Genomic DNA, 22326 nt, shown 5'->3' on the forward strand with positions numbered 1-22326 from the left:
GTAGGTGTTGATACTTTTCTGTCCTTTTGCCTGAGATTGTGAACCCTTCGGCGCCGCAATTGTAGTTGCGGTCTCTCCAGAAACTGCTCCTGTTATAGTGTGACCCATAACATTCATCGCTTGAGATATTATTAATTTTGTCGAAATATGTCTTATATAAAAATAGTAACATATTCTATAGAATTGGTAAATAACCTGAAAAGGGCCTCTAAGGACAAGGTAGAGTGATGAATGACCCCTTCAGACTTCAAGTAATGTGATAAGAACAAAGAATAGGGAGCACAGGGTTTCTTTTGCTTTTTGCTAGTTTTTTCCGTTGGACGAAATAAATAGAAAAGAGTATAGTAGACTCCATGAATTTGGTGAAATGAGAGAAAATTATTTTTTTACCTCACAGGAGTGACATCCATGGATAGATTATTACAATTAAATACGATATTTATCAGCATTGTGATAGAAGCTATCCCTTTTATAATAATTGGAGCTTTTGTCTCTGCACTGATTGAAGTATTTGTATCTGAAAATACGATTATTCGAATGATGCCTAAAAATAGGTTTTTGTCTGTTATAACAGCTAGTTTAATAGGTGTATTGTTTCCAGGCTGTGAATGCGGGATTGTTCCGATAGCTGCACGTTTGATAAAAAAAGGTGTAGCTCCATATGCAGCGATTTCCTTTATGCTCGCAGCACCTATAATTAATCCAATTGTTCTATTTGCGACCTATGTCGCTTTTGGTGACAGCTGGACAATGGTTTGGCAGCGAGCAGGATTGGCTTTGGTTGTTTCTATTTTAGTCGGCTTTGTATTATCTTTTGTTATCAAAGAAAACCCGTTGAAAGAGAATGGTGATGTGCACGTACACGATCACTCTAATCAAAACACCAAACAAAAATTAATAAGTGTTGTAACTCATACGATTGATGAGTTTCTAAGTGTCGGAAAGTTTCTTGTCATGGGTGGATTGATTGCCTCCGCTATGCAGGTGTATGTACCTACGAAAATTTTGCTTACCTTGGGTCATACAAAGGTAACGGCGACTCTAGTTATGATGGCCTTAGCATTTATTTTATCGATTTGTTCCGAAGCAGATGCTTTTGTTGCTTCATCATTTAGGAATAGTTTCGCTAATTATCAAAGCTCAATTGTTGCTTTCCTAGTTTTCGGGGCTATGGTAGATATTAAGAATGTTTTGATGATGACTGGATATTTCAATAAACGACTAATTGTTATCTTAGTTTCTTTAATTACAGTATTTGTATTTATTGGCTCACTTCTTTTTTAAGGGATGGTTGATCATGTATAGAGTTGTTATTTTACTACTTTTTACTAATCTTTTTTTTATGTTGCACTCTACTGGAAACATAGCAAAATACATTAATTTAAAATATTCTTTCCTATCGTACAGCATGATCTATGTCCTTTTGTTTTTAACGATTGCTGAAGGGATAAGATGGTATTTTTCCGATAAAAAGAAAGAAAAGGAGAATGAATGTTTCGATTGCAGGCACGGTCATGACCATGTTCACGAACACCATCATCATCACGACAAAAAAACACGATCGAAGGGAAAGAAAATAAAAAAATTCTTAGCTTACACGTTTGTATTAATCCCTGCCGTTTCAGGTGTTGTTTTACCTGTGGCGACGCTTAATTCAAAACTAGTGGATGCGAAAGGATTTTCATTTCCAGCGTTAGAGGATTCAACCGACAAATATGGAATGCATCAGGTCCTAAATCCTGATATGAGCCAATTTATGGGGAAGGATGCCTTCTTGGATTTAGTTAGCAAAGAATCGGAATCTTACGTAGGGAAAGACGATTTAACATTAAGGGATGAAGATTATTTAGTGGGGCTCGAAGTTCTTTATAATTATATGGGTAAGTTTGCGGGGAAAACGCTAACCATGAAAGGTTTCACTTATAATGGCCCTTATTTAGAACGCAACCAGATATTTTTACTGCGTTTTGGAATTATTCACTGTGTGGCAGACTCAGGGGCTTTTGGAATGATGCTGGAGTTTCCTAATGACATCCATATTCCAAATGACCAGTGGTATGAAGTAACGGGAAAAGTGGATACGGTATACTATCCTCCAATGAAGGCGAAAATTCCTGTTATTAAAGTAACAAGCTATAAGACGATAGCTAAGCCAAAAGATCCATATGTGTATCGAAATAGTTTAAATTAAAAAATACAGGGACAGTTTTAAGCTTCCTCAAAGGAGCTCATGAACTGTCCCTTCTTTATTTTATAAATGAATGGGTCCTTCTGGTGCAAATAGCGGCGCCATTTCTTTACATCTTGGAATACTCCTTCAATTCGCTGTACAAGTTCTCTAATTATCACTTTTGGTCTGCCTTTTTTTAATTTATTTACACTTTACCGCGTCAATATAATGTATCAAGGATATAAAAATTTATCAATAGATACTCTATTATGATTTTTTAGAAAAGGTAATATAATAAAATATATTGGTAGAATCATATTAACTTTTTTGGAGGGAATCCTGTGGATCAATTGTATCGTTACTTGGATGATGTTTATGAGGAAATGGTTCAGATTAGACGTCATTTTCATCAGTATCCTGAATTATCTTTTGAAGAGGTTGAAACGCCGAAACTCATTGCTGAATTTCACGAAAAATTAGGCCATGATGTCCGCACAGGAGTGGGAGGCCGCGGTGTTGTTGCGACATTAAAAGGAGCAAAGCCTGGACCAACCGTTGCCTTAAGAGCTGACTTTGATGCACTGCCGATCCAAGAGGAAAATGATTTTTCATATAAATCAATGGTTGATGGAGTGATGCATGCCTGCGGACACGATGGACATACTGCAGCATTACTAGGTCTTGCAAAAGCCCTTAATCGGATGAAAGATGAGATGGATGGAAATATCGTCTTTATTCATCAGCATGCGGAAGAAATACCCCCAGGAGGTGCAATTGCTATGATTGAGGATGGCTGCCTTGACGGGGTAGATGTTATTTTTGGTACACACTTATGGGCTACATGTCCGCTCGGGGAAATTGGCTTTCGGGCAGGAGCATTTATGGCTGCACCTGACCGTTTTGATATTAAAATTCAGGGTTACGGCGGACATGGTTCCCAGCCAGAATTAACAAAGGATAGTATTGCCATCGCCGGCCAGCTAATTGTGAATATGCAGCAAATTGTCAGCAGAAGAGTAAGTGCACTCGATTCTGCAGTAGTATCTATTTGTTCAATCGAGGCAAAAAATCCTTATAACATTATTGCAGATTCTGTAAACTTAATAGGTACTGTTAGAACCTTCAAAGAAGAAATTCGAGATCAAATCGAAAAGGAAATCGAGCGGGTTGTAAAGGGAACATGTATGGCTGCTGATGCCGACTATATCTATCAATATACAAGAGGATATCCGGCAACGGTGAATCATAAAGAAGAAACCGAATTTATCGCTGAGATTGCCAAATTAGCTCCGACTGTTACGTCCATAAAGGAATATGAGCCGCAAATGGGCGGCGAAGATTTTGCCTACTACCTGCAGCATGTAAAAGGGGCATTCTTTTTTACGGGTGCAGGAATCCCCGGCCGCGAGAGCTATCCGCATCACCATCCAAAATTTGATATTGATGAAAGAGCATTATTAACAGCTGCACAGGTGCTTGGAATAGCGGCATTGTCATACATGAAGAATTAGCAAGCCTTGCCAAAAAAATGATATTTAACTTGACAGAAAGATTCATAAACAGTATTATAACTAACATAAATATTTTAATAACTTCTAATAATAGCTTTACTTTAGCATAAAGTTAATGCTGATTGACTAGATGAAAAAGTAAAAACTATAGTAATAGAAGTTACCTTGAAAAATTTTTTTAATAATAAGGTAGACTAATTAAAGAACCAAATTTTGGCTAGTTAATAGTAAACCGACATTTTTTAGAGAATAGTGGAGCAGTATGTCCATTATTCCTTAAGGAATGTCGGTTTTTTGTTTTTAAAATTGGTGGAAAAGAAAGGAAAGTTCCAAAATGAAGCAAATAAAGAAAATCAATATTTACGGAGTTTTGGCAGTTTCCATTCATTCATGTCAATGGGGGGAGAAGTGATGTCTGTTTCCCTGCCAGCCGTATTTATGATATTTCTTATACTTTCGTTAATAAGTGCATTATTCATGTTAAATCCAAGAATCCCGCTATCATTCGTTCGTATTCATGTCGGAGTTATTTCGTTTCCTCCCATTATCGCTCTTATTGGCCTATTTACTAATACTGGAAGTATTAGTTTCGGCCCTTTTCGTTATGATTCCTTATCATGGCTGCTGGCGGCTTTTGTCCTAACGATTGGATTAATCGTACAGCGCTACTCTGTTCGCTATTTACACGGCGATCATTCTTATCGATCATATTTCACCCTGTTGGCCTTCACGACAATTGCAGATGCATTGGCTTGGTTAAGTGATGATCTCCGCCTTTTGTTGGTTTGCTGGGGGGGCACACTTCTTGGACTGACATTGCTTATTAGGATGAATAAAAAATGGCAAGTGGCAAGGAATGCTGCTCTTTTATCAGGGAAAATGTTTGCTCTTGGCTGGTTGTTATTATTAGCTGCAATTAGCTGGGTAACACAGCTTACAGGCCATTGGCAATTGTCCTTCATTCTTACTGAAAAGAGCCTTGCTCATATCGATTCATGGGAGAAGACCTGTATCACCCTTCTCTTAGTGGGGGCTGTTGTGATTCCGGCGGCACAGTTTCCATTTCAGCGCTGGCTGCTGGATTCTGTCGTTGCTCCAACACCTATTTCGGCTGTTATGCACGCAGGGATTGTCAATGCTGGCGGAATTTTGTTGACTCGTTTTGCACTGCTTTTTGAAGGTGAAGCAGCACAACTGGTTCTGCTAATTTTATCAAGCATTTCAGTCTTAATCGGAACCGGCATTATGCTGGTCCAGGTTGATTATAAACGGCAGCTTGTCGGTTCTACGATTGCCCAGATGGGATTCATGCTGATTCAGTGTGCATTAGGTGCTAATTTGGCGGCAATTATTCACGCTGTTCTTCATGGTCTGTTTAAATCGACTTTATTTTTACAAGCAGGCTCGGCGGTGCAGCATCAAGAACCAGTAGAGTATGCTTCTGAACGGCCTTCATTCTTCTGGAAGTTCGCTGGAGGGCTGATTGGCCTCGCAGTAGGTGTATCATTCTGGCTTTCCACTCCTGGAGAAGCATATCAATGGGTCAGTGCGCTCATTTTAAGCTGGTCGGTGACATTAGCCTGGACTCAGCTGGTTGCTTTTGGATATGGCCGGATTGGTAGAGTTGCAGGGGTTATTATGCTTGCTGGAGCGGGAATCGTGTACAGCGTAATTCATAGTGCTTTCAGTAAATTGCTGCATGAAACGGTTCATAGCGGATTCCAGCCATCCTTACCGGCTGTTTTGATCCTCTTTATTGTTTTATTATCAGGAAGTGCAATTGGATTTTTAATGACTCGGAAGCGTTTTTCAACAACATTGGCAGTTATTTATTTATGGCTTGTCCGTCTTAGTGAACCGAAACTAGATTTGGTGGAAAACCATCCAAAATATTTATCACAATTAATATCCCGAGGAGGTAGTTGAAATTGACTTCGGCTTTAACGTTAACACAGCCAAATCATTTGGAGAAAGACTTTAATTACCTTAGCCTGGATATGAATGAATTAGCGACATCAGCAAGCAAGGTAATTGCGCCGCTTGGCCCGATATCTACATTTGCAGCGCGTCATCCTTGGGCCGGTTTGGAGCACCAAACCTTTGAACAGGTAGTACGGAAGTTTAAGGACACATGTGATGTTGATTTGCTTCCAAATGTGGCCGTGCTGAACTCTGCATGGAATCAAGGGGAAATCGAGCAGCAGTTTATCGATATAGTGCTTAAACAATGGCTAGATGCTCAGCAGTTGGAAATGCCTCGTGAAATGGCGGAACAGTTTTGTAAGAATGCTTTAAGACTTAACCAAAAACGCTGCAAACAAATTGCCGTCTCGGAATTAAAAAATATGGCGGCGAAACTAAGCAGGTTTAATTATCTGATTGGTAATAGCATTGCTGTTCAAACCCTTAGTCAGCGCTTAGAGCAGCATGGGATTGAAAATGCGGGGAAAGAACTTAACAATCAGATGATAAAGTGGTGTAAATTGTTTTTGGATGAATCGCAGGCTATTTGGTCGATGCCTAATCGTGAAAAAGGCTTCTATCAAGCATGGCGCAATCTTGCCAGTCTCGACCCTGCCCTTCAGGCATCTTTGCGGAAACAGATTAAAGAATTACCTTTAACAGCCGAAGAGGCATTACGTGAAGCGCTGCTGGTCCTTGAAATTTCTTATTCGGACATCCAAAGCTACCTTGAAGCACATTTATTGTCTTTGCCAGGCTGGGCCGGGATGATGCTTTGGCGTTCACAGGAGAACCCTAAGGATCAATCCTTAGTAATGGACTATTTGGCAGTGCGGCTTTCCATGGAGAGTATTTTAATCAAGCCTTATCTTCCAATACCGGAGCAAAACCATGACCTTCAGTTAGAGGATTTGATTGCCAGTTGGTACCACTGGGGAGATGTGCCTGTCAAAGCATGGTCCCATCTGTCTTCAGCAGAAATAAAAGCGAGATTGAACCTTGCTTATCGATTTGACCATGTTGTCCGCGAGCGGTTATGGCTGGAAGCATGGGAAAAAACATATGAAAAACAGTTGAAAGTGAAAATCACTTCAAACAAACATAGTGAAAAAAGAAGTGGAAAAACTGCATTAGCGCAATTTGCGTTTTGCATTGATGTGCGCTCCGAACCGTTTCGCCGCCAACTTGAAAATGCTGGCCCTTTTGAAACCCTTGGAACGGCTGGCTTTTTCGGGCTGCCTATCGAAACATGTACACTCGGCAGTACGCACAAGCATGATTCTTTACCAGTGATGTTTAAACCAAAATATCAAATCAAAGAATCTGCATCTACGAATGAATTAACGAAATATAAACAGAGAAAGCAGGCAGCGAATTCGCTGGGAGGTACGTTTAAAACGTTAAAGCACAATCTGCTTGCCAGCCTGGCATTGCCGGAAGTAAGCGGTCCTTGGCTTAGCCTGCAAACACTCGGCCGTACCTTTGTGCCGCGAAGTACGGGAATAGTCATGCGCAAATTGAAGGATCACTGGCAGCAAAAACCATCTGCAGAATTGACACTTGATCATACTCATTGTTCAAACTCCGAGCTCCAAGTTGGATTTTCTGAGGACGAAAAAGTAAACTTTGTACGGCAGGCTTTAAAAATGATGGGGTTAACGGAACATTTCGCTCCTTTAGTGGTGATTTGCGGTCATGGGAGCCATAGTACGAATAATCCATATGCCTCTGCGCTTGATTGTGGTGCCTGTGGTGGAGCATCAAGCGGCTTTAATGCCCGGGTTCTCGCAAGCCTATGCAATTTGCCGGAAGTAAGGAAAACGTTAGCGGCAGAGGGAATTGTCATTCCACAGGACACAGTTTTTGCGGCTGCCGAACATATTACCACTCTTGATGAATTACGCTGGCTTTATTTGCCGGAGCTTTCAACTGCCGCTAAAGAAGCATATCAGTACATCCAAGCTTCATTGCCAAAGGTCTATGAGGAAGCAAATGCCGAGCGGCTGGGGAAATTGCCAGGTCTAAGCTCACAAAGCAAGAATGCAAAACAAGAGGCTGAAAAGATGGCTGAGGACTGGAGCGAGGTGCGGCCGGAATGGGGGCTTGCACGTAATGCTGCCTTTATTATCGGGGACCGGAAGCTTACCGAAGAGTGTAATTTAGATGGAAGGGTATTTTTACAAAACTATGATTGGCAAAAGGATCGTGACGGCGCTTTGCTTGCAAATATTATTGCGGGACCGGCAACGGTGGCCCAATGGATCAACCTGCAATACTATGCTTCTACTGTTGCTCCGCATTATTATGGGAGCGGGAACAAAGCAACTCAAACGGTGACAGCAGGGATAGGTGTCATGCAGGGGAATGCCAGCGATTTATTAAGTGGACTTCCTTGGCAGTCAGTGATGCGCTCCGACCAAGAGGCATATCACGCTCCGTTAAGACTGCTGGTGGTAATTCAAGCACCAAGTGAGTATATCGATCGAGTTCTCATTCGAAATCGGGATTTTCGGCAAAAATTTAAAAACGGATGGCTCCGGCTTGCATCCATTGACCCGAAAGGAAACTGGAAAAGCTGGGGTTGATGTTTATTAGAATAAGAATGCCATTTTTTGGCGATAGTTGAATGGAACTATTTATGGGAAAGGAGCTTGTTATGGATAAATCAAAAGGCGCCATGGAAGCAGAAATCAGCAAGGCACTAACACATTGGGAAAAAAGTTATCTTGGACGCGGTTCCGTCTCAGTCAAATCAGATATTCTGAGAGATATGATTATTGTGATCCTGCAAGGGATCTTAACGCCAGCAGAATACTCACTTTGTCAAGATAAAGATGGCCTTTTATCCGTCAAAGTAAATCGGAATAGTTTGGTTGAATCCGGAATGGAGGATTTAAAGGAAATTATTTTATCCATAACAGGATTGGAAGTAATAGGTTTTCACACTGATATTAGTACAAGAACCGGGGAACGAGTGATGGTATTCAAGCTTTCTGACGACTTGCAGAACAAATGGGGTGAAACTTAATGCAGATAAATGCAAAGAAAAAAATCCTCCTCGTATCAGGAATGGAACAAGAGCCGGGAAACATTAGGGAAATGGTGCCTGACACCGATTTGATTGTTATTCAAAGCTATGGTTCTTCAATTTCGCCGTTTGGAGATTTGATGCGGGATTTGATTATTGCGGTTTATCAGGAAGGTGTTGATGAGATTTTTGTGGTCGTGGCAAATAAGGGCCGCAAGGGTGAGAGCTCGGTTGAAATGCTAAAGAAGTTGTCTGAAAATAAAGCGTTAAGGGATAAAATTCAAACACTAGATTACCTTTTTAAAAATTGTATGCCTGAGTTTCCAGAAAGCAGCCTAATGGAATGGTTAGCGGGAGACAAGGAAGCAGGTAATGGCGGTCAGAGCAATGCAGATATCATTCGGAATCATCCATTAATTCCTTCACATATAAAGGTAACTGAATTAATGATAAACAAAAATAATAAAAAAGCGGAAGCCTATAGAGTGTAAAGGTTTCCGCTTTTTTTCTTTTATTGATTTCCCATCAAAGCTGATAGTGTTTTCTTGATGTATTTATAATGACTTTCTAGTAAAATAGTTACGAGGGTCTAAATATTCGAACTATTAGAAATGATAGATTGTATTTATATTTTTTTTTTTGAAAGGAGTATTCTAAATGAAATCAGATCTGCCGGCAGGCCGAGAGTCCAGCAGTGACAGCCATTTAAGCCAGTTAGCGTCAGTGGGACAAATTGCGGCGGGTATTGCCCATGAGGTTAAAAACCCGTTAACGGCAGTCAAAGGTTTTTTACAGCTTTTACAGCAAGAAGGAAATCATGAATACATTGAAATTGCCCAGTCTGAATTAGAGCATGCTCTTTCAGCACTAAATGATTTATTGCAGGTTTCCAAGCCTGATTTAGAAGATGAACAGATGCAAACGATTTATTTGTCTGTTGAATTGGAATCAATTTTAAATCTTTTTCAAGACAAATTGTATAATATAAACGTCATTACCAATTTTAACCATACGAATACCGGGATCTTAGGTAAAAAAAATCAATTCAAAAAAGCCTTTTTTAATCTCATCAAAAATGCGATTGAATCAATGGATGGAAAGGGCACCTTAACAATTACACAAGAAGCACTTGATGGGGAAGTAATTGTTAGGGTTCAAGATACTGGGGTTGGAATCCCCGCAGAAAAACTCTCATTACTAGGAACTCCCTTCTTTTCAACGAAGCCTGAAGGAACAGGGATGGGGCTGACACAAGTTTTTTCAGTCGTTTATCGGCATGGCGGCAAGATAATTGTTGATAGCAAAGAAAACTATGGAACGACCTTCACCATAAAGATGCTCCAGCAAAGTCAATTGATCCGAAAGGGAGTGAAAAAATTGTCACTTCATTATGAAGATGGTTATTCCATTCAAGATTTCTTTTTCCGGAATCGGAAAGAGTTTGAGAAACGATTACTAGACGAAGCTATTAACGTTAAGGATAAAATTGAAGAAATACGTAAAATTGGAAATATAAATTTATTAAACAATGCCCATAAACTTGTTTTATATGTTGTGGAGGAGCAGGCGCACGAATTAATTAAATTTGCCAAGCAAGAAGGAGTCGCATGGGCAAAATATTCTTTAACGCTTGCATTTAAATTAGAGTGGGTGCAGGCCATTCGCAGAACGCTGTGGGATTTCTTGTATAACTACGATTTATTAAGCAAAACAGAGAGTCATCGAGAAGCTTTTTATTCGAGGGAAAAAAATATTAATGAACTGATTGACCAATTTCTGAGCTATTTTTTCATTAGTTATTCAAAATATAAGGATGAATTGCTGGAGCAGGAACGGAAGCTTGTCGAGAATCTATCTGTCCCAATTATCCCGATCAACGAGCAAATCTGTATCCTTCCGTTAATTGGTCAAATTGACCAGCAGCGGATTAACACGATTCAAAACAAAGTCCTGACTGAAATAGAAACGAATCATATTCAGACATTGATATTGGACCTTTCGGGTGTTGCAAACATGGAGTATGAGGCTTCGAATAGTTTTATCAAACTAATCGAGGGAATTTCTATGATGGGCTGTAAAACAATCCTGACCGGGCTGCGTGCTGAAATAGTAAAAAGTTTTATTTCCTCTGGGATTAGTGCGATTCAACAGGCGGAATTTAAAGGCAATCTAAAGCAGGCATTGAATGATGTATTTTTTTTAAAAAAGACCTAATTTCAATTACATAAAGGCGTAACAAAAAAGCTGTGTGGATTTCTAAAAATCCACCAGCTTTTTTGTTTTTTTAGTAATTCACAAATTTGTCATTTTTAATTTTGATGCTAACCCCCTCCTTTTTCCTTATCGTACAAAAATAAAAAAGGCTATTTTTAACTTAAAAACAGTGATAACAAGGCATTTTAAGGCATTTAGGGAATTTTATTCTGGTGATGATTACCAAAAAATCTGCTTGTCACCGGTTTGAAAGTTTGTTTGTAATTGTGATTCAGTTCACTTCTTTGAGAATGGTTCTTAACTATTATGTAAGTAAGAAGTGAGACCAATATAAGGGGGTAAATCAAAATGGGAGCTTCAAAAGTACACAACAAGAAATCAAATGAAGCACACGAAGAGAAACGTGTAGGAACTTGGATTTCCTTAAGCGTTGTGGCCGGGGTTATTTTACTGACTTATTTAACACTATATGGACTTTTTATGGCTAGAGTATAGGAGGGGAAAAGAATGCATAAAGATGAAAAAATCTGGTTGACCTTAAGCTTCGGTCTTATGATGATTTTCATGCTAATCACGGGCTATCAAGCAGTCGCGGAAGGAATGGAACCGCCAAGTAATACTGATATCATTGATCCACAAAAAGTCGATCAAACGGCGCCTTTCGATAAACCTGGAATTAAACAGATTGGTGATAAAGAATATGAAGTTGTTATGACATTGCAAGTATTTAGTTTTAATCCTGGAAATATTGAAGTTCCAGCTGGGTCAACTGTACATTTTATCTTAACTTCAAAAGATGTTGTTCACGGATTTGAAATTGCTGAAACCAATGCTAATGCCATGGTAACGCCAGGTTATATTCAAAAAGTTACCCAGAAGTTTGACAAACCGGGAAGTTATTTAGTTCTATGTAATGAATATTGCGGTGCCGGCCACCAAGCCATGAGCACGACAATTACGGTTAAGTAAGGGGGGAAAGGCTAATGGAAACAGCACTAAATCAAACGTTCAAAACAAAAGCAACTAAATTGCTAGGTGTTAATAAAGCAGACGCGAAAATTTCGAAAACCTATTTATTTGTATCATTTGTCATATTGTTAATTGGTGGATTTTTAGGGTTAGCACAAGGATTAAACCGTGCGGGTCTTCTAGAACTGCCATCATGGTTAAACTATTATCAAATTCTAACTATGCATGGCGTGTTCATGCTTCTTGCATTTACAACTTTCTTTACATTTGGTTATCTCTATGCAGGTCTTTCACATGAACTGGGAGGTTTACTTCCAAAGGTCAGAAAGATTGTCTGGACTGCGTTTGCAGCCAAGATTATTGGTGCCGTATTGGTTGTAATTCCAATCCTTATGAATGAAGCATCAGTTATGTATACATTTTATCCGCCTTTGAAAGCACATCCAATGTTTTATATCGGTTTAGTATTTTTCGCAGTAGGAATGTGGCTTTGCAACGTCGGGGCATTTATCCAAGTAGCCAATTGGCGAAAAAATAATAAAGGAAAGCATGTTCCAATCTTTTCTTACTTCGCGACTGGCATTAATGTTCTAATGTTTTTTGCTCTTATTCCTGTAGCAATCGAAGTTATTTATCTTATTCCTTGGTCTTTAGGCTGGGTTAAGACCGTTAATGTTATGGTTTCTCGTACATTATTCTGGGCTTTTGGACATACGCTCGTTAATATCTGGTATTTAACAGCCACTTCTGCATGGTATGTCATTGCACCGAAATTAATCGGCGGCAGACGTTGGAGCGATACATTAACCCGCGTCGTTATTATTGCCTTGGTGATCATGAACATTACCGGTGGATTCCATCACCAAATCATTGACCCAGGTATTTCTCTACCAGTTAAAATGATGCACGTATTTATGAGTTTAGCAATTGGTTTCCCATCACTAATGACAGCATTTGCATTGTTTGCCGTATTTGAACGCACTGCAAGAAAGCAAGGCGGTAAAGGACTTATCGGGTGGTATAAAAAAATGCCATGGGGAGATGTTCGTTTCCTAGCACTATTTATCGGAATGGCTTCCTTTATTCCAGCAGGTGCCGGTGGTATTGCCCAAACAACCAACCAATTAGACACGGTTGTGCATAACACAATGTGGATTGTCGGTCACTTCCACTTAACACTTGGTGTGACTGTCGCATTAACATTCTTTGGTATTAGTTATTGGTTAGTTCCATATATCTCAGGACGTGTTTTAACACCAAAAATCAATAAATTAGGTGTCATCCAAACTTGGATCTGGACAATTGGTATGATCTTTATGTCAGGTGCAATGCATACAGTGGGATTATTTGGATCACCACGTAGAACTTCTTATACAACATATGGCGATCATGCAACAGCATTAGGCTGGGACCCATATATGATGGCGATGGCTGTCGGTGGAACTTTGTTAATCATCGGTGTTATTCTCCAGGTGTATGCAGTGATTAACATGATGTTCTTTGCACCAAAAGGGGAAACAGAATTCCCAATTGCGGAAGCAGAAGAAAATGCATCTCCAACTCCTTACTGGACAGAACGCTGGGGAGTATGGATTATCCTTATGCTTATCGTTGTAGCGATGGCATATGTCGTTCCAATTTCAGAATTTATTCTTAACGGACCTCCAGGATCTCCAGGATTTAAAACTTGGTAATCAAGACATTAAAAAAGAGATAGCTCGTTTGATAGGGCTATCTCTTTATGCTAAATTAGGCAGGAAGTGATCATAATGATCAAAAAAAATTGGCAAACCACATTAGCTAGCATCATAGTTATTATATTTGGCTTTGGTCTGTTCTTTTTTGGAACAGATGGTTTTACAGCCTATACGGCAGAAAAAGCAAGAGTGAACAAATTAATGCATGATCAACCAAAATTTCCGCATGTAACCTTTGAGGACAGCAAAGGGCGGGAATATTCAATTTCTGAATTTGAAAATAAATATGTATTCATTACATTTTTATATACGTCCTGTACAACGGTTTGCCCACAGCTTGAGATGAATATGTCACAAGTTTATAAAGATATACCCAAAAAATATATGGGTAAAGATATTGCCTTCTTAAGTATCAGTTTTGATCCGGATCGGGATACACCGGAGACATTGGAAAAATATCGAACTTATTTTCATAGTGATGGAGAAACGTGGAGAATGGCTAGAATCTCGAATCAAAAGGAATTGGATTCCTTGCTAAAAGCATTTGGAGTCATTGTCATTCCGGATAAAAATGGAACGTTTGCCCATAATTCCGCCTTTTACCTAGTAAATAAAAAGGGCACCTTAGTGGATGTCTTAGATTATAAGAAACCGGATGAAGCAGCTAAAACGGTTATCAACATTCTTAAAAAGGAAGAAGGGGAGTAATCATGACGCAATTACTAGTAGGCTTATTTATGATTATTTTCCTGGCTCTACCTCCGGTTGCGAAGATAATGGAATCTGTCATGATTATTCATATGCACATGCAAATGCCTATGCTCATTATTGCCGGATTTCTAATTGCAAAAGTTTTTCAGAGTAAATTTCCGGGGTTCTTTGATAAATGGAATCGAAATGGCCTGCCAGGTATCATGTTGTTTATCATTATCGTTTCCTTCTGGACTCTGCCGCGAACAATGGACGAAGCATTAAATGAACAAAGTATGGAAATTTTTAAATTTATCAGCTTACCGCTATTAGCTGGAATTCCCCTAAGGGATAGCTGGAAACGGCTTGAAAAGCTTGGCAGAAACGTTGTTATCATTCTATTTACCATTTTGTTTTTTGCCATGGGGTGGTTATATGTTGATGCACCTGTACAGCTGTGCAATAACTACCTCATTATCGATCAAATCATTCTCGGCTGGGGATTTCTAACCACCGCAATTTGCTTTGTGATTTACCTTGGTTATGTATTCTTTGTCGATCCTTCGAAGTATGAATAAATTTTTTGAAAAAGGCAGCAAAGGGAGCTGTCTTTTTTGTTGTAAAAATATGGGGTGAAATAGGTACAGAAAAAGTAGTTTTCAAACGAATAAACTTCCTATATATTAAAGTAATGGATGATAAAGGTAAATAGAATTAAAGGGATGATTTATTTGGGAGAAATGAACCTTGTTACGGTGCTGTCAGAAATCTTGGCATGGGCGGTAATCGCCTTTTTAGCATACCGAATTTATAAAAAACAAACAGAAAGGCCAAAAAGGTGGAAGCTGGTCTTCATTTTGTTTATTGGATTATTTCCATTTTCCGTTAATTGGAATTTTGATAGTCGGTTAATAAGAATGCCAGTTTTGCCCTTGGGTGTTTGGATATTGCTGCTGATTTTTAGAAGAAAGAAAGAGCGCTGGCCGCTTTACCGCCCCTATGCCTGGTTAGGCTTCTTAGCCAATTTTATTTTTTTACTAAGCTACTTGTTATCCATCCCGTTGTATCAAAGTATTTACCCGCAAACGAAACTATCCATCTATATTGCAAACTTAAATAATCCAAGGTTAATTCTCCTTCATCCTTCGGCCAAAAAAGGAACTATTGATCAAGACCGTTTGCAAAAGCAGCTCAGCTTGATAAAACAAGGGGAATTCTACAATGATGAATGGTATAGCGAAACGTACATGGGCAATGATTCAAATCAAATTAAGGAGCGTTTTCCGTATCAATTAATCGGCTCTACTCCTAAGTTTGGCAGCGGAATTACAGAAGTAATCTATGTAGAGAAGGATGGTAAGGGAATCTTAATCTCAACCCCCGATAAGCAATTTTATTTTCATTCCAATGAATCAATGTTAAAGGGGAGTGAATAAAAATGGTCAGACGCCAAATCCTATTAAGTTTAGCTGCTATTTTTGCTGTTATAGGCGCTGCAGGTTATTGGTTTTATTTCTCACCACCGCTTTCATTCCCAAATAATAAACAATTAATCTCAGAAATTAATCGTCTCTCTCCGGAAGCCAAAGTGAGCACTATTCAGGATTCCATTGAGGTCGATGAAAAACGTGTCGTTGTCCCGTTTATTTCGAAGGATGACCATTACGGTGCAAGCTATTGGGTTTGGAGATTTCATAAATGGCAGGCGGTCTACATTGATACAATGGGACAGCCGCATGTTTGGAAGATTGATAGAAAAGACCCATCAAGCTATTATTTTGTGTGGAATATTCATCCGCGACATCAATTAAAGAATATAAAGTTCTATTATTTACGAAATCGAAATTATGGAGTAACGGATGGGAAAGAGTTTTATAAACCGGGAATTCAAATGGAGAAAAATATTTCTCTCGAGGGGAAAACGTATGGGATGCTGCCGCTTCCAGAAGATTGGGCCGATTCAATTAAGTCAATAATGAAAGTCGATGCAGCGGCACAGTCAGATTTATTTTTTCAGCCAGCTGACCCAGTAGGCATGTACTTCGCCTGGACCCCATTTGGAAAGAACGGAAAAGAAAAATTCACAGAAGAAGGAACAGTCAGCGGCAACGGCTACACAAACGGCACCGAGGATATTGAATACATAATGGTCGTGTCGGAGGAAGAATTGCGATAACGGGCGTCAGGCGCCATGTGAAAAATCACATGGTGGCTGACACCTTTTTGTATATGTCATTTGCAAAGTCCTTATATGGTGTATGGGGCATAGATTTAAAATTATCCACAGCTTCTTTTGCTGATTCTAAGGCATCGCTTAAGTTGCCTAGTTCGATTTGGCAAAGGGCTTTGTATGAATCCTTGATATAAAACAATGATAGATCATACGGGTGGTGGGCGTAAGCTGGAATTTTCACATTTTCGAAACACGCAAGTGCTTCCTGATAGCTTTTCATCCCGAATAAGGATTTTCCCTTTTCAAGCAAGAACCAATACCTGTAAGCTAGTTCTGTTTGCGGGTTTGTTAAGTACTTGTCGCAAATTTCGAGCGCTTTAGCAGACTCCCAACCTTCTGAATTAAACGACAAGGCTTGAAACAGGTCATAAAAAATAATTGATTGCCTGTCCTCGGCAAAATCACCATATTGTCGTAATTTAGAGACATAATGCTCTTGCTGCTGCTTATCTCTCATCATCAACCCATGTGCCGCAGCCAGTCTGTACAAATCATCAATCCGGTAAAAAATCCTGTGCTCCTTCGAAAAATGAATTGCGTTTTCCATTACAACAGCTGCTGCCTCCGAATCGCCGACCGCAAAATGAAGAATCGCTTCATTATAGTCTAAGTCAACCCGTGTCATTGGATCAATAAAATGATGCTTCGTTTCAATATGGTTCCGTTCCCGTAACAAAATTTTCAAGGATTCCACATAGTCATGTTCAACAAACTTTTCCATTGCCCAAAAGATGCCAATACTAGCCCGTTTCGCAGTAAGCTTCATCTCATCATACATATCTGCGGCCTTTTGTGAGAGCTCCTGCCAGCCGTCTTGTTTTTCCTGATAAAGACTGCGGCTGTATATTTCTAATAATCGGGCAGACTCATAGCCCTGGGAAAGGTTTTCACAATAAGGTTCAATTAGGGCAATCAACACTTTAAATTTATCGGACTTTTCCCCAATGGCAATTTCCTTATTATAAAGTTTCTCCGCCTCATCAAGAACCTCCCTCAATTTCTGTGAGCTCACATCTTCTAAAAGCTCGCTTACCTCAACCCCTAACCTTCTGGCAATATAGGCTAAGCTTTCCATCGAGGGATTCGCTTTATTATTTTCAATCAGACTAAGCATACCCTTTGTCAGTTCTTCTCCGGCCAGCGCTTCAAGGGTCATTTTCCTGCTTTTCCGGATCTCTCGGATTCGTTCACCTAACATGTTGAAAATTCACTCCTAGACGATTTTATTATTTAGTTTAATTATATTAAACTTTTTCTTGAATTGGAAGATAGTACCGTGATATAATTTGTTTAATTAAATTAAACTTTTTTTAAAAAAGGCGGGATTAAATATGAATGAAGCTTTAAAGCTAAAAAAGGCGACATACCATCTATGGACGTTCACAGTTAGCAAGCTGATTTCTTCTTTTGGTGCACAGGTATATGCCTTTGCGATTAGTTTTTATATTTTGCAAGCGACAGGATCGGCAGCAAGTTTTGCTGCTAATCTAATATGTAATATTTTGCCGCGGACGATTGCAGCACCGTTTGCCGGGTACCTGGTCGATAATTATTCACGGAAAAAAATCGTTATTTTTTCGCAGATTGCTACAACCTTGGCGATTGGTGGTTTGCTCATCGTCATTCTTACAATGGGTTTATCTTTAGCCGCCATTTACACGACCTCATGCATATTATCACTTACATCCATGTTTTCCGGCGTTGCTTTTACATCATCAATAACAGGTCTTGTAGATAAGGAACGAATTCAAAAGGCTATGTCCTTAAATCAAATGTCAATTTCTTTTGCCGCGATTGGCAGTCCGGCTGTCGGCGGTTTATTGTATGGAGCTGTATCCATGCCAGTCTTCCTTATTATCTATATCGCAGCATCGAGTATTGCTATATTCTTGGAATCGACGATGAATTTCAAGCTGTTCACAGCCCCAAAAACGGACGAAGACGAAAAAGAACCAATGTGGCAAAGCATGAAATCGGGGATTAGCTATTTAAAAACTCAAGCCTTGCTTATGACAGTAATTTGGATTGCACTTTTGGTAAATTTCCTCTTTGGAGCATATCAGGTCGGCTATTCCTTTATTTTGATTGAAAAGTTAAAAATATCCTCTCAACAGTTCGGTTTGACAGAGGGAGCTTTTGCCGCAGGGATGCTGTTGTTATCCGTTTATTTCTCCGTTCGGAAAGAAGTAAAATATCCATTATTAGTGTCGAAATGGGGAATCGTTGGAATGGGTATCATTATGGCAGCGATTGTGCTGCCACTAATGATAAAGCTCCCGCACAGCTTATTATTTACTTATTATATCGTGCTGCAGCTTGGATTGGGGGCAACTTCTACGATAACCAATACGCCCATTATGGTTATATTGCAAAAACAAATCGATGACCGTTATAAAGGGCGGGTATTTTCCATTCTAGAAACGATGGCGATGGCATTAATGCCTCTTGGAATGGTATTGTACGGCTTGTTATATGATGTGTTTCCTGCCCAATGGATTATGATTGTCTCCTCAGCCATGTTTGTCGGAGTGATCCTTATTCTGGCTAGACCATCGGTGATTCGTAGAGTCCATCCGGAAACAGCAGCTGGAAAAAAAATTAGGGTAAAAAAAGTTCCAACAAGTGTTTAGTTTTTAACGTGTGGCACCGCAAATATTTCTTATAATAGAGATAGCAGTAATAAAAGGAGCGGATGTGCAATGTATGTAGCGGGTCAGAAGGAAATGCGGCAAATGGACCAGTATACAATGGAGCGGCTTGGATTACCTGGGGTTGTTTTAATGGAAAATGCCGGGGCAAAAGTGGTAGAGGAGATTTTATCATGTGACCTTTGTGAACATTCCAAGGTAGTGGTGTTAGCGGGAGGGGGAAATAATGGCGGCGATGGTTTTGTCATTGCCCGCCGGCTATTTGATTTAGGAGTGAAGCCGTTGCTTTGTTTGATGGTCAATCCCGAGCGGCTTAAAGGTGATGCGAAGATTCATTTTGATGTTTATGTAAATCGGGGGCTGCCGGTTTTTTACCTGCAAGAAAATACGAAGGCAGCGTTTCAAAAAGAATTAGAGCAGGCGGACATTATTGTGGATGCCATTTTAGGAACGGGTGTAAATGGCCCGGTAAGACCGCCTCTAGATTTGGTCATTTCATTGGTAAATGAATATAAGGGGCAGAAATTGATTATTTCAGTTGATATACCTTCCGGAGTTTCTAGTGATACGGGCAAAGTGGTTGGAGCAGCCATTAAAGCAAACAAAACGGTAACATTTGTTTTTCCGAAAAAGGGGTTTTTCCTGCAGGATGGACCGCGGTATGTCGGAGAATGGAAAGCGGTGGATATATCTGTTCCGCCTTCAATTATGACGGATTTGGGCTTAAAGCTGCCCAATGTCATAACGGAAAAACTAGCGAGGGCAATGGTTCCGGTTAGACCGAAGCATGGTCATAAGGGAACGTTTGGACATGCACTTGTCCTCGGCGGGTCGCGCCATTTTGTCGGAGCACCGATTTTTGCGGCAAAAGCAGCTTTACATTCGGGGGCAGGGCTGGTGACATTAGCGATTCCCGAAAGTATTTTTCCTATGGCGGCAGCTCAGAACCCGGAATCGTTGTTTTTGCCATTGCGCGATATTAATGGCCATTTTTCTGAAGCTGGTCTTCATGAGTTATTAGAGAGGCTGTCTCAGTTTGATAGTATTGCAGTTGGACCGGGGATGGGACGGTTTTCCGGCGGGGAAGAATGGCTCAAGGTGTTTATGAGGTCGTTAACAACTCAGTCAGTAGTGGTAGATGCAGATGCGTTGTATTTGCTCCGCAATGAAATGGATATAATCCATCGGTATAAAGGGAATGTGATTTTTACCCCACATCCCGGAGAAATGGCGCGGCTGTTGAATTGTACGGTAAGAGAAGTGGAAACGGACCGGCTTGGGGTTGCAAAAAATTTCGCTGTGAAACATTCTTTATTTTTGTTATTGAAAGGCCATCGATCGGTTATCGCCACTCCGGATGGCGAGGTTTTCATCAATCCGTTTGGCAATGATGCTTTGGGGAAGGGCGGCAGCGGCGATGTGCTGACAGGCTTGATTGCGTCTTTTATAGCGCAGGGTGCAGGCCCTTTGAACGCTCTTGTAGCGGCAAGCTATCTTCATGCAAGAGCGTGGGAAGAAAAGGCGAAAAGCTTATCCCATTACGGGGTGACCCCGTTTGATCTTATTGACGGGGTAAGAGAACAGTTGAATTTGATTTGATAGGTTAGAGGGGGCCCGGATGCTTGGGATTTCCTTTTTTATGAAGATTTTTGTGAAGGTTCACATGTAACTTCATGAGGACAAAAAGCGTTGGAGACTCCAGTCGAGAGTTCTCATAAACATTTCATGAGGACAAAAAGCGTCGGTAACTCCAATTGAGAGCTCTCATGAACGCTTCATAAATTTAATAAATTCCTTGGTAAGCTTGATTTTAGCATTTTTTTGCAGGAAACCTCGGCCTTGTGCCGTATTAATACCATATGCTTGAAAAAACTTTTTTTAAAAGGAGTATGGTCAAGATGTTTCCGATTGAAGAAGTACGCCGGCAATTTCCGGCACTGACCCGTAAGTATAACGGGAAGCTGGCAGTTTATATGGATGGCCCCGGGGGTTCGCAGGCAGCAAAACCGGTAATTGAGGCAATGGTTTCGTACATGACGAATGGCGGGGCCAACCTGCATGGGGAGTTCCCGACAAGCAAGGAGACGGAACAGTATATTGAAAAAGCGAGAAAGGCAGCTGCCGACCTTGTCGGTGCCAAGCCAAATGAAGTGGCTTTCGGACAAAATTCAACTTCGTTAATGTTTGCTGTTTCCCGTGCTTTGAAAAAAACATGGACGAGCGGGGATAATATCGTTGTTACCGAGATAGACCATCGTTCCAATGTGGATTCATGGGCAACTGCCGCTGAAGATGCCGGCATTGAAGTCCGCTTTATTCCTGTTGACCCGAAAACATTAACATTGGATTTATCTAATCTGAATAATATCATTGATGAAAATACAAGGCTTGTAGCGGCAACACTTGCATCTAACGCTGTCGGAACGATTACAGACATCAAGACCATTTCCAACCGGGCACATGAGGTTGGGGCCATGCTTGCTGTTGATGCCGTTCATGCTGTGCCGCATTTTCTAATCAATCGTGATCAAATTGGGGCCCAATTCCTCTTTTGTTCCGCTTATAAATTTTTCGGACCTCATCTTGGCATTGCGGTAATCAAAGAAGAAGTATTCGAGAAACTATCAGTATATAAACTACAGCCGGCACCGACGTATATCCCTGACAAACTAGAAACAGGAACACAGAACCATGAAGCGATCGCTGCGCTGGAAGCGGGAATTAACTTTATTGCCAGCTTAGGAATTGGGGCGACACGCAGGGAAAAAATTGAAAGTGCATATGCAAGAATGGAAGAATACGAAAATAAACTAGCGAGGAAACTGCGTACGGCGCTGGAAAGTATTCCTGAGGTAACATTATACCAAGCGCCGGAATCCGCTGCGAAAACTCCGACCATCGCCTTTACGATTAATGGTGCCGATCCGGTAGAAGTCTGCAGATGGCTTGCCGAAAACTATGCAATTTTCATTGCGAGCGGGGATTTCTATGCGTCAACACTTGCAGAAAAACTGGGAATCAATGAAACAGGCGGCTGGATTCGTGCAGGCTTTGCTCCATATAATTCGGAAGAAGAAATAGAGATGGTAATTGAAGCAATCCAATCCTATGTAAAATCTCTTAATATAGTTAATAAATAATAACTTTGAACCGAAGCCAACCAATGGGATGCTTCGGTTTTTTTTAAGCACTAGAAAAGCGGTC

The 22326-nt window shown here is 40.3% G+C and carries 19 protein-coding genes and 1 riboswitch; of the genes, 18 read left to right on the top strand and 1 reads right to left on the bottom strand.

Annotation, left to right across the window (positions count from 1 at the left end; all coding sequences use genetic code 11):
- Positions 1-8: 8 nt before the first annotated feature.
- Positions 9-90: riboswitch (glycine riboswitch) on the bottom strand.
- A 318-nt stretch (positions 91-408) separates the two neighbouring features.
- The 15 genes from A6749_RS18605 (at position 409) to A6749_RS18670 (ending at position 16417) form a co-directional block, all read left to right on the top strand.
- Positions 409-1284, top strand: coding sequence for a permease (locus tag A6749_RS18605; RefSeq protein ID WP_066393821.1), 876 nt, complete (start codon positions 409-411; stop codon positions 1282-1284).
- Positions 1285-1297: 13 nt separating this feature from the next.
- Entirely contained in the window at positions 1298-2191 is an 894-nt protein-coding gene (locus A6749_RS18610; RefSeq protein WP_066393822.1) for a TIGR03943 family putative permease subunit, read from the top strand.
- Positions 2192-2511: 320 nt separating this feature from the next.
- Positions 2512-3681, top strand: coding sequence for an amidohydrolase (locus tag A6749_RS18615; protein WP_066393825.1), 1170 nt, complete (start codon positions 2512-2514; stop codon positions 3679-3681).
- Positions 3682-4077: 396 nt separating this feature from the next.
- Positions 4078-5607: an NADH dehydrogenase subunit 5 gene (locus tag A6749_RS18620; protein ID WP_066401047.1), complete on the top strand. Its 1530-nt coding sequence runs from the start codon at positions 4078-4080 to the stop codon at positions 5605-5607.
- Entirely contained in the window at positions 5604-8228 is a 2625-nt protein-coding gene (locus A6749_RS18625; protein WP_066393828.1) for a DUF2309 domain-containing protein, read from the top strand. Before A6749_RS18620 ends, A6749_RS18625 begins: the two co-directional genes overlap by 4 nt.
- A gap of 71 nt (positions 8229-8299) precedes the next feature.
- The gene (locus tag A6749_RS18630; RefSeq protein WP_066401048.1) at positions 8300-8671 is read left to right on the top strand and encodes a Na-translocating system protein MpsC family protein; all 372 of its coding nucleotides are present in this window, start codon (positions 8300-8302) and stop codon (positions 8669-8671) included.
- Entirely contained in the window at positions 8671-9162 is a 492-nt protein-coding gene (locus A6749_RS18635; RefSeq protein WP_066393831.1) for a carbonic anhydrase, read from the top strand. Before A6749_RS18630 ends, A6749_RS18635 begins: the two co-directional genes overlap by 1 nt.
- 166 nt (positions 9163-9328) lie before the next feature.
- Positions 9329-10885, top strand: coding sequence for an ATP-binding protein (locus A6749_RS18640; protein WP_066393839.1), 1557 nt, complete (start codon positions 9329-9331; stop codon positions 10883-10885).
- Between the two features lie 348 nt (positions 10886-11233).
- On the top strand, positions 11234-11380 hold the full coding sequence (locus A6749_RS28460; protein ID WP_161487158.1) for a hypothetical protein: 147 nt from the start codon (positions 11234-11236) through the stop codon (positions 11378-11380).
- Between the two features lie 12 nt (positions 11381-11392).
- A complete protein-coding gene (locus tag A6749_RS18645) occupies positions 11393-11854 on the top strand; it encodes a cytochrome c oxidase subunit II (protein ID WP_066393848.1) in 462 nt (153 codons plus the stop codon).
- A 14-nt stretch (positions 11855-11868) separates the two neighbouring features.
- Positions 11869-13548: a cbb3-type cytochrome c oxidase subunit I gene (locus tag A6749_RS18650; protein WP_066393851.1), complete on the top strand. Its 1680-nt coding sequence runs from the start codon at positions 11869-11871 to the stop codon at positions 13546-13548.
- 75 nt (positions 13549-13623) lie between these two features.
- Positions 13624-14259, top strand: coding sequence for an SCO family protein (locus tag A6749_RS18655; protein WP_066393854.1), 636 nt, complete (start codon positions 13624-13626; stop codon positions 14257-14259).
- A 2-nt stretch (positions 14260-14261) separates the two neighbouring features.
- Positions 14262-14819 carry a hypothetical protein gene (locus A6749_RS18660; protein ID WP_174842913.1) on the top strand — a complete coding sequence of 186 codons (558 nt, stop codon included), beginning with the start codon at positions 14262-14264 and terminating at the stop codon, positions 14817-14819.
- Positions 14820-14972: 153 nt separating this feature from the next.
- Positions 14973-15677 carry a hypothetical protein gene (locus tag A6749_RS18665; protein WP_084797896.1) on the top strand — a complete coding sequence of 235 codons (705 nt, stop codon included), beginning with the start codon at positions 14973-14975 and terminating at the stop codon, positions 15675-15677.
- Between the two features lie 2 nt (positions 15678-15679).
- A complete protein-coding gene (locus tag A6749_RS18670; RefSeq protein ID WP_066393857.1) occupies positions 15680-16417 on the top strand; it encodes a hypothetical protein in 738 nt (245 codons plus the stop codon).
- Between the two features lie 25 nt (positions 16418-16442).
- Here the strand turns inward: A6749_RS18670 and A6749_RS18675 are convergent, their stop codons facing one another.
- Entirely contained in the window at positions 16443-17672 is a 1230-nt protein-coding gene (locus A6749_RS18675; protein ID WP_066393860.1) for a helix-turn-helix transcriptional regulator, read from the bottom strand.
- 133 nt (positions 17673-17805) lie between these two features.
- On the opposite strand from A6749_RS18675, the gene A6749_RS18680 reads away from it, so the two are divergent.
- From A6749_RS18680 to A6749_RS18690, 3 genes are all read left to right on the top strand, one after another.
- Entirely contained in the window at positions 17806-19104 is a 1299-nt protein-coding gene (locus A6749_RS18680; RefSeq protein ID WP_066393866.1) for an MFS transporter, read from the top strand.
- Between the two features lie 69 nt (positions 19105-19173).
- Complete coding sequence (locus tag A6749_RS18685; protein ID WP_066393877.1) at positions 19174-20721, top strand: bifunctional ADP-dependent NAD(P)H-hydrate dehydratase/NAD(P)H-hydrate epimerase; 1548 nt, start codon at positions 19174-19176, stop codon at positions 20719-20721.
- A gap of 299 nt (positions 20722-21020) precedes the next feature.
- A complete protein-coding gene (locus A6749_RS18690) occupies positions 21021-22262 on the top strand; it encodes a cysteine desulfurase-like protein (RefSeq protein WP_236719699.1) in 1242 nt (413 codons plus the stop codon).
- Positions 22263-22326: the final 64 nt, after the last annotated feature.

It is taken from the genome of Neobacillus mesonae (assembly GCF_001636315.1).
Lineage (GTDB): Bacteria > Bacillota > Bacilli > Bacillales > Cytobacillaceae > Neobacillus > Neobacillus mesonae.

What these genes read in the sequence shown, in the direction of transcription:
- A6749_RS18610 (WP_066393822.1), top strand. Translation starts at nt 1,298, where the DNA reads ATGTATAGAGTTGTTATTTTACTACTTTTTACTAATCTTTTTTTTATG.
- A6749_RS18660 (WP_174842913.1), top strand. Translation starts at nt 14,262, where the DNA reads ATGACGCAATTACTAGTAGGCTTATTTATGATTATTTTCCTGGCTCTA.
- A6749_RS18680 (WP_066393866.1), top strand. Translation starts at nt 17,806, where the DNA reads ATGAATGAAGCTTTAAAGCTAAAAAAGGCGACATACCATCTATGGACG.
- A6749_RS18640 (WP_066393839.1), top strand. Translation starts at nt 9,329, where the DNA reads ATGAAATCAGATCTGCCGGCAGGCCGAGAGTCCAGCAGTGACAGCCAT.
- A6749_RS18645 (WP_066393848.1), top strand. Translation starts at nt 11,393, where the DNA reads ATGCATAAAGATGAAAAAATCTGGTTGACCTTAAGCTTCGGTCTTATG.
- A6749_RS18655 (WP_066393854.1), top strand. Translation starts at nt 13,624, where the DNA reads ATGATCAAAAAAAATTGGCAAACCACATTAGCTAGCATCATAGTTATT.
- A6749_RS18685 (WP_066393877.1), top strand. Translation starts at nt 19,174, where the DNA reads ATGTATGTAGCGGGTCAGAAGGAAATGCGGCAAATGGACCAGTATACA.
- A6749_RS18635 (WP_066393831.1), top strand. Translation starts at nt 8,671, where the DNA reads ATGCAGATAAATGCAAAGAAAAAAATCCTCCTCGTATCAGGAATGGAA.
- A6749_RS18630 (WP_066401048.1), top strand. Translation starts at nt 8,300, where the DNA reads ATGGATAAATCAAAAGGCGCCATGGAAGCAGAAATCAGCAAGGCACTA.
- A6749_RS18690 (WP_236719699.1), top strand. Translation starts at nt 21,021, where the DNA reads ATGTTTCCGATTGAAGAAGTACGCCGGCAATTTCCGGCACTGACCCGT.
- A6749_RS28460 (WP_161487158.1), top strand. Translation starts at nt 11,234, where the DNA reads ATGGGAGCTTCAAAAGTACACAACAAGAAATCAAATGAAGCACACGAA.
- A6749_RS18670 (WP_066393857.1), top strand. Translation starts at nt 15,680, where the DNA reads ATGGTCAGACGCCAAATCCTATTAAGTTTAGCTGCTATTTTTGCTGTT.
- A6749_RS18650 (WP_066393851.1), top strand. Translation starts at nt 11,869, where the DNA reads ATGGAAACAGCACTAAATCAAACGTTCAAAACAAAAGCAACTAAATTG.
- A6749_RS18620 (WP_066401047.1), top strand. Translation starts at nt 4,078, where the DNA reads ATGGGGGGAGAAGTGATGTCTGTTTCCCTGCCAGCCGTATTTATGATA.
- A6749_RS18605 (WP_066393821.1), top strand. Translation starts at nt 409, where the DNA reads ATGGATAGATTATTACAATTAAATACGATATTTATCAGCATTGTGATA.
- A6749_RS18675 (WP_066393860.1), bottom strand. Translation starts at nt 17,672, where the DNA reads ATGTTAGGTGAACGAATCCGAGAGATCCGGAAAAGCAGGAAAATGACC.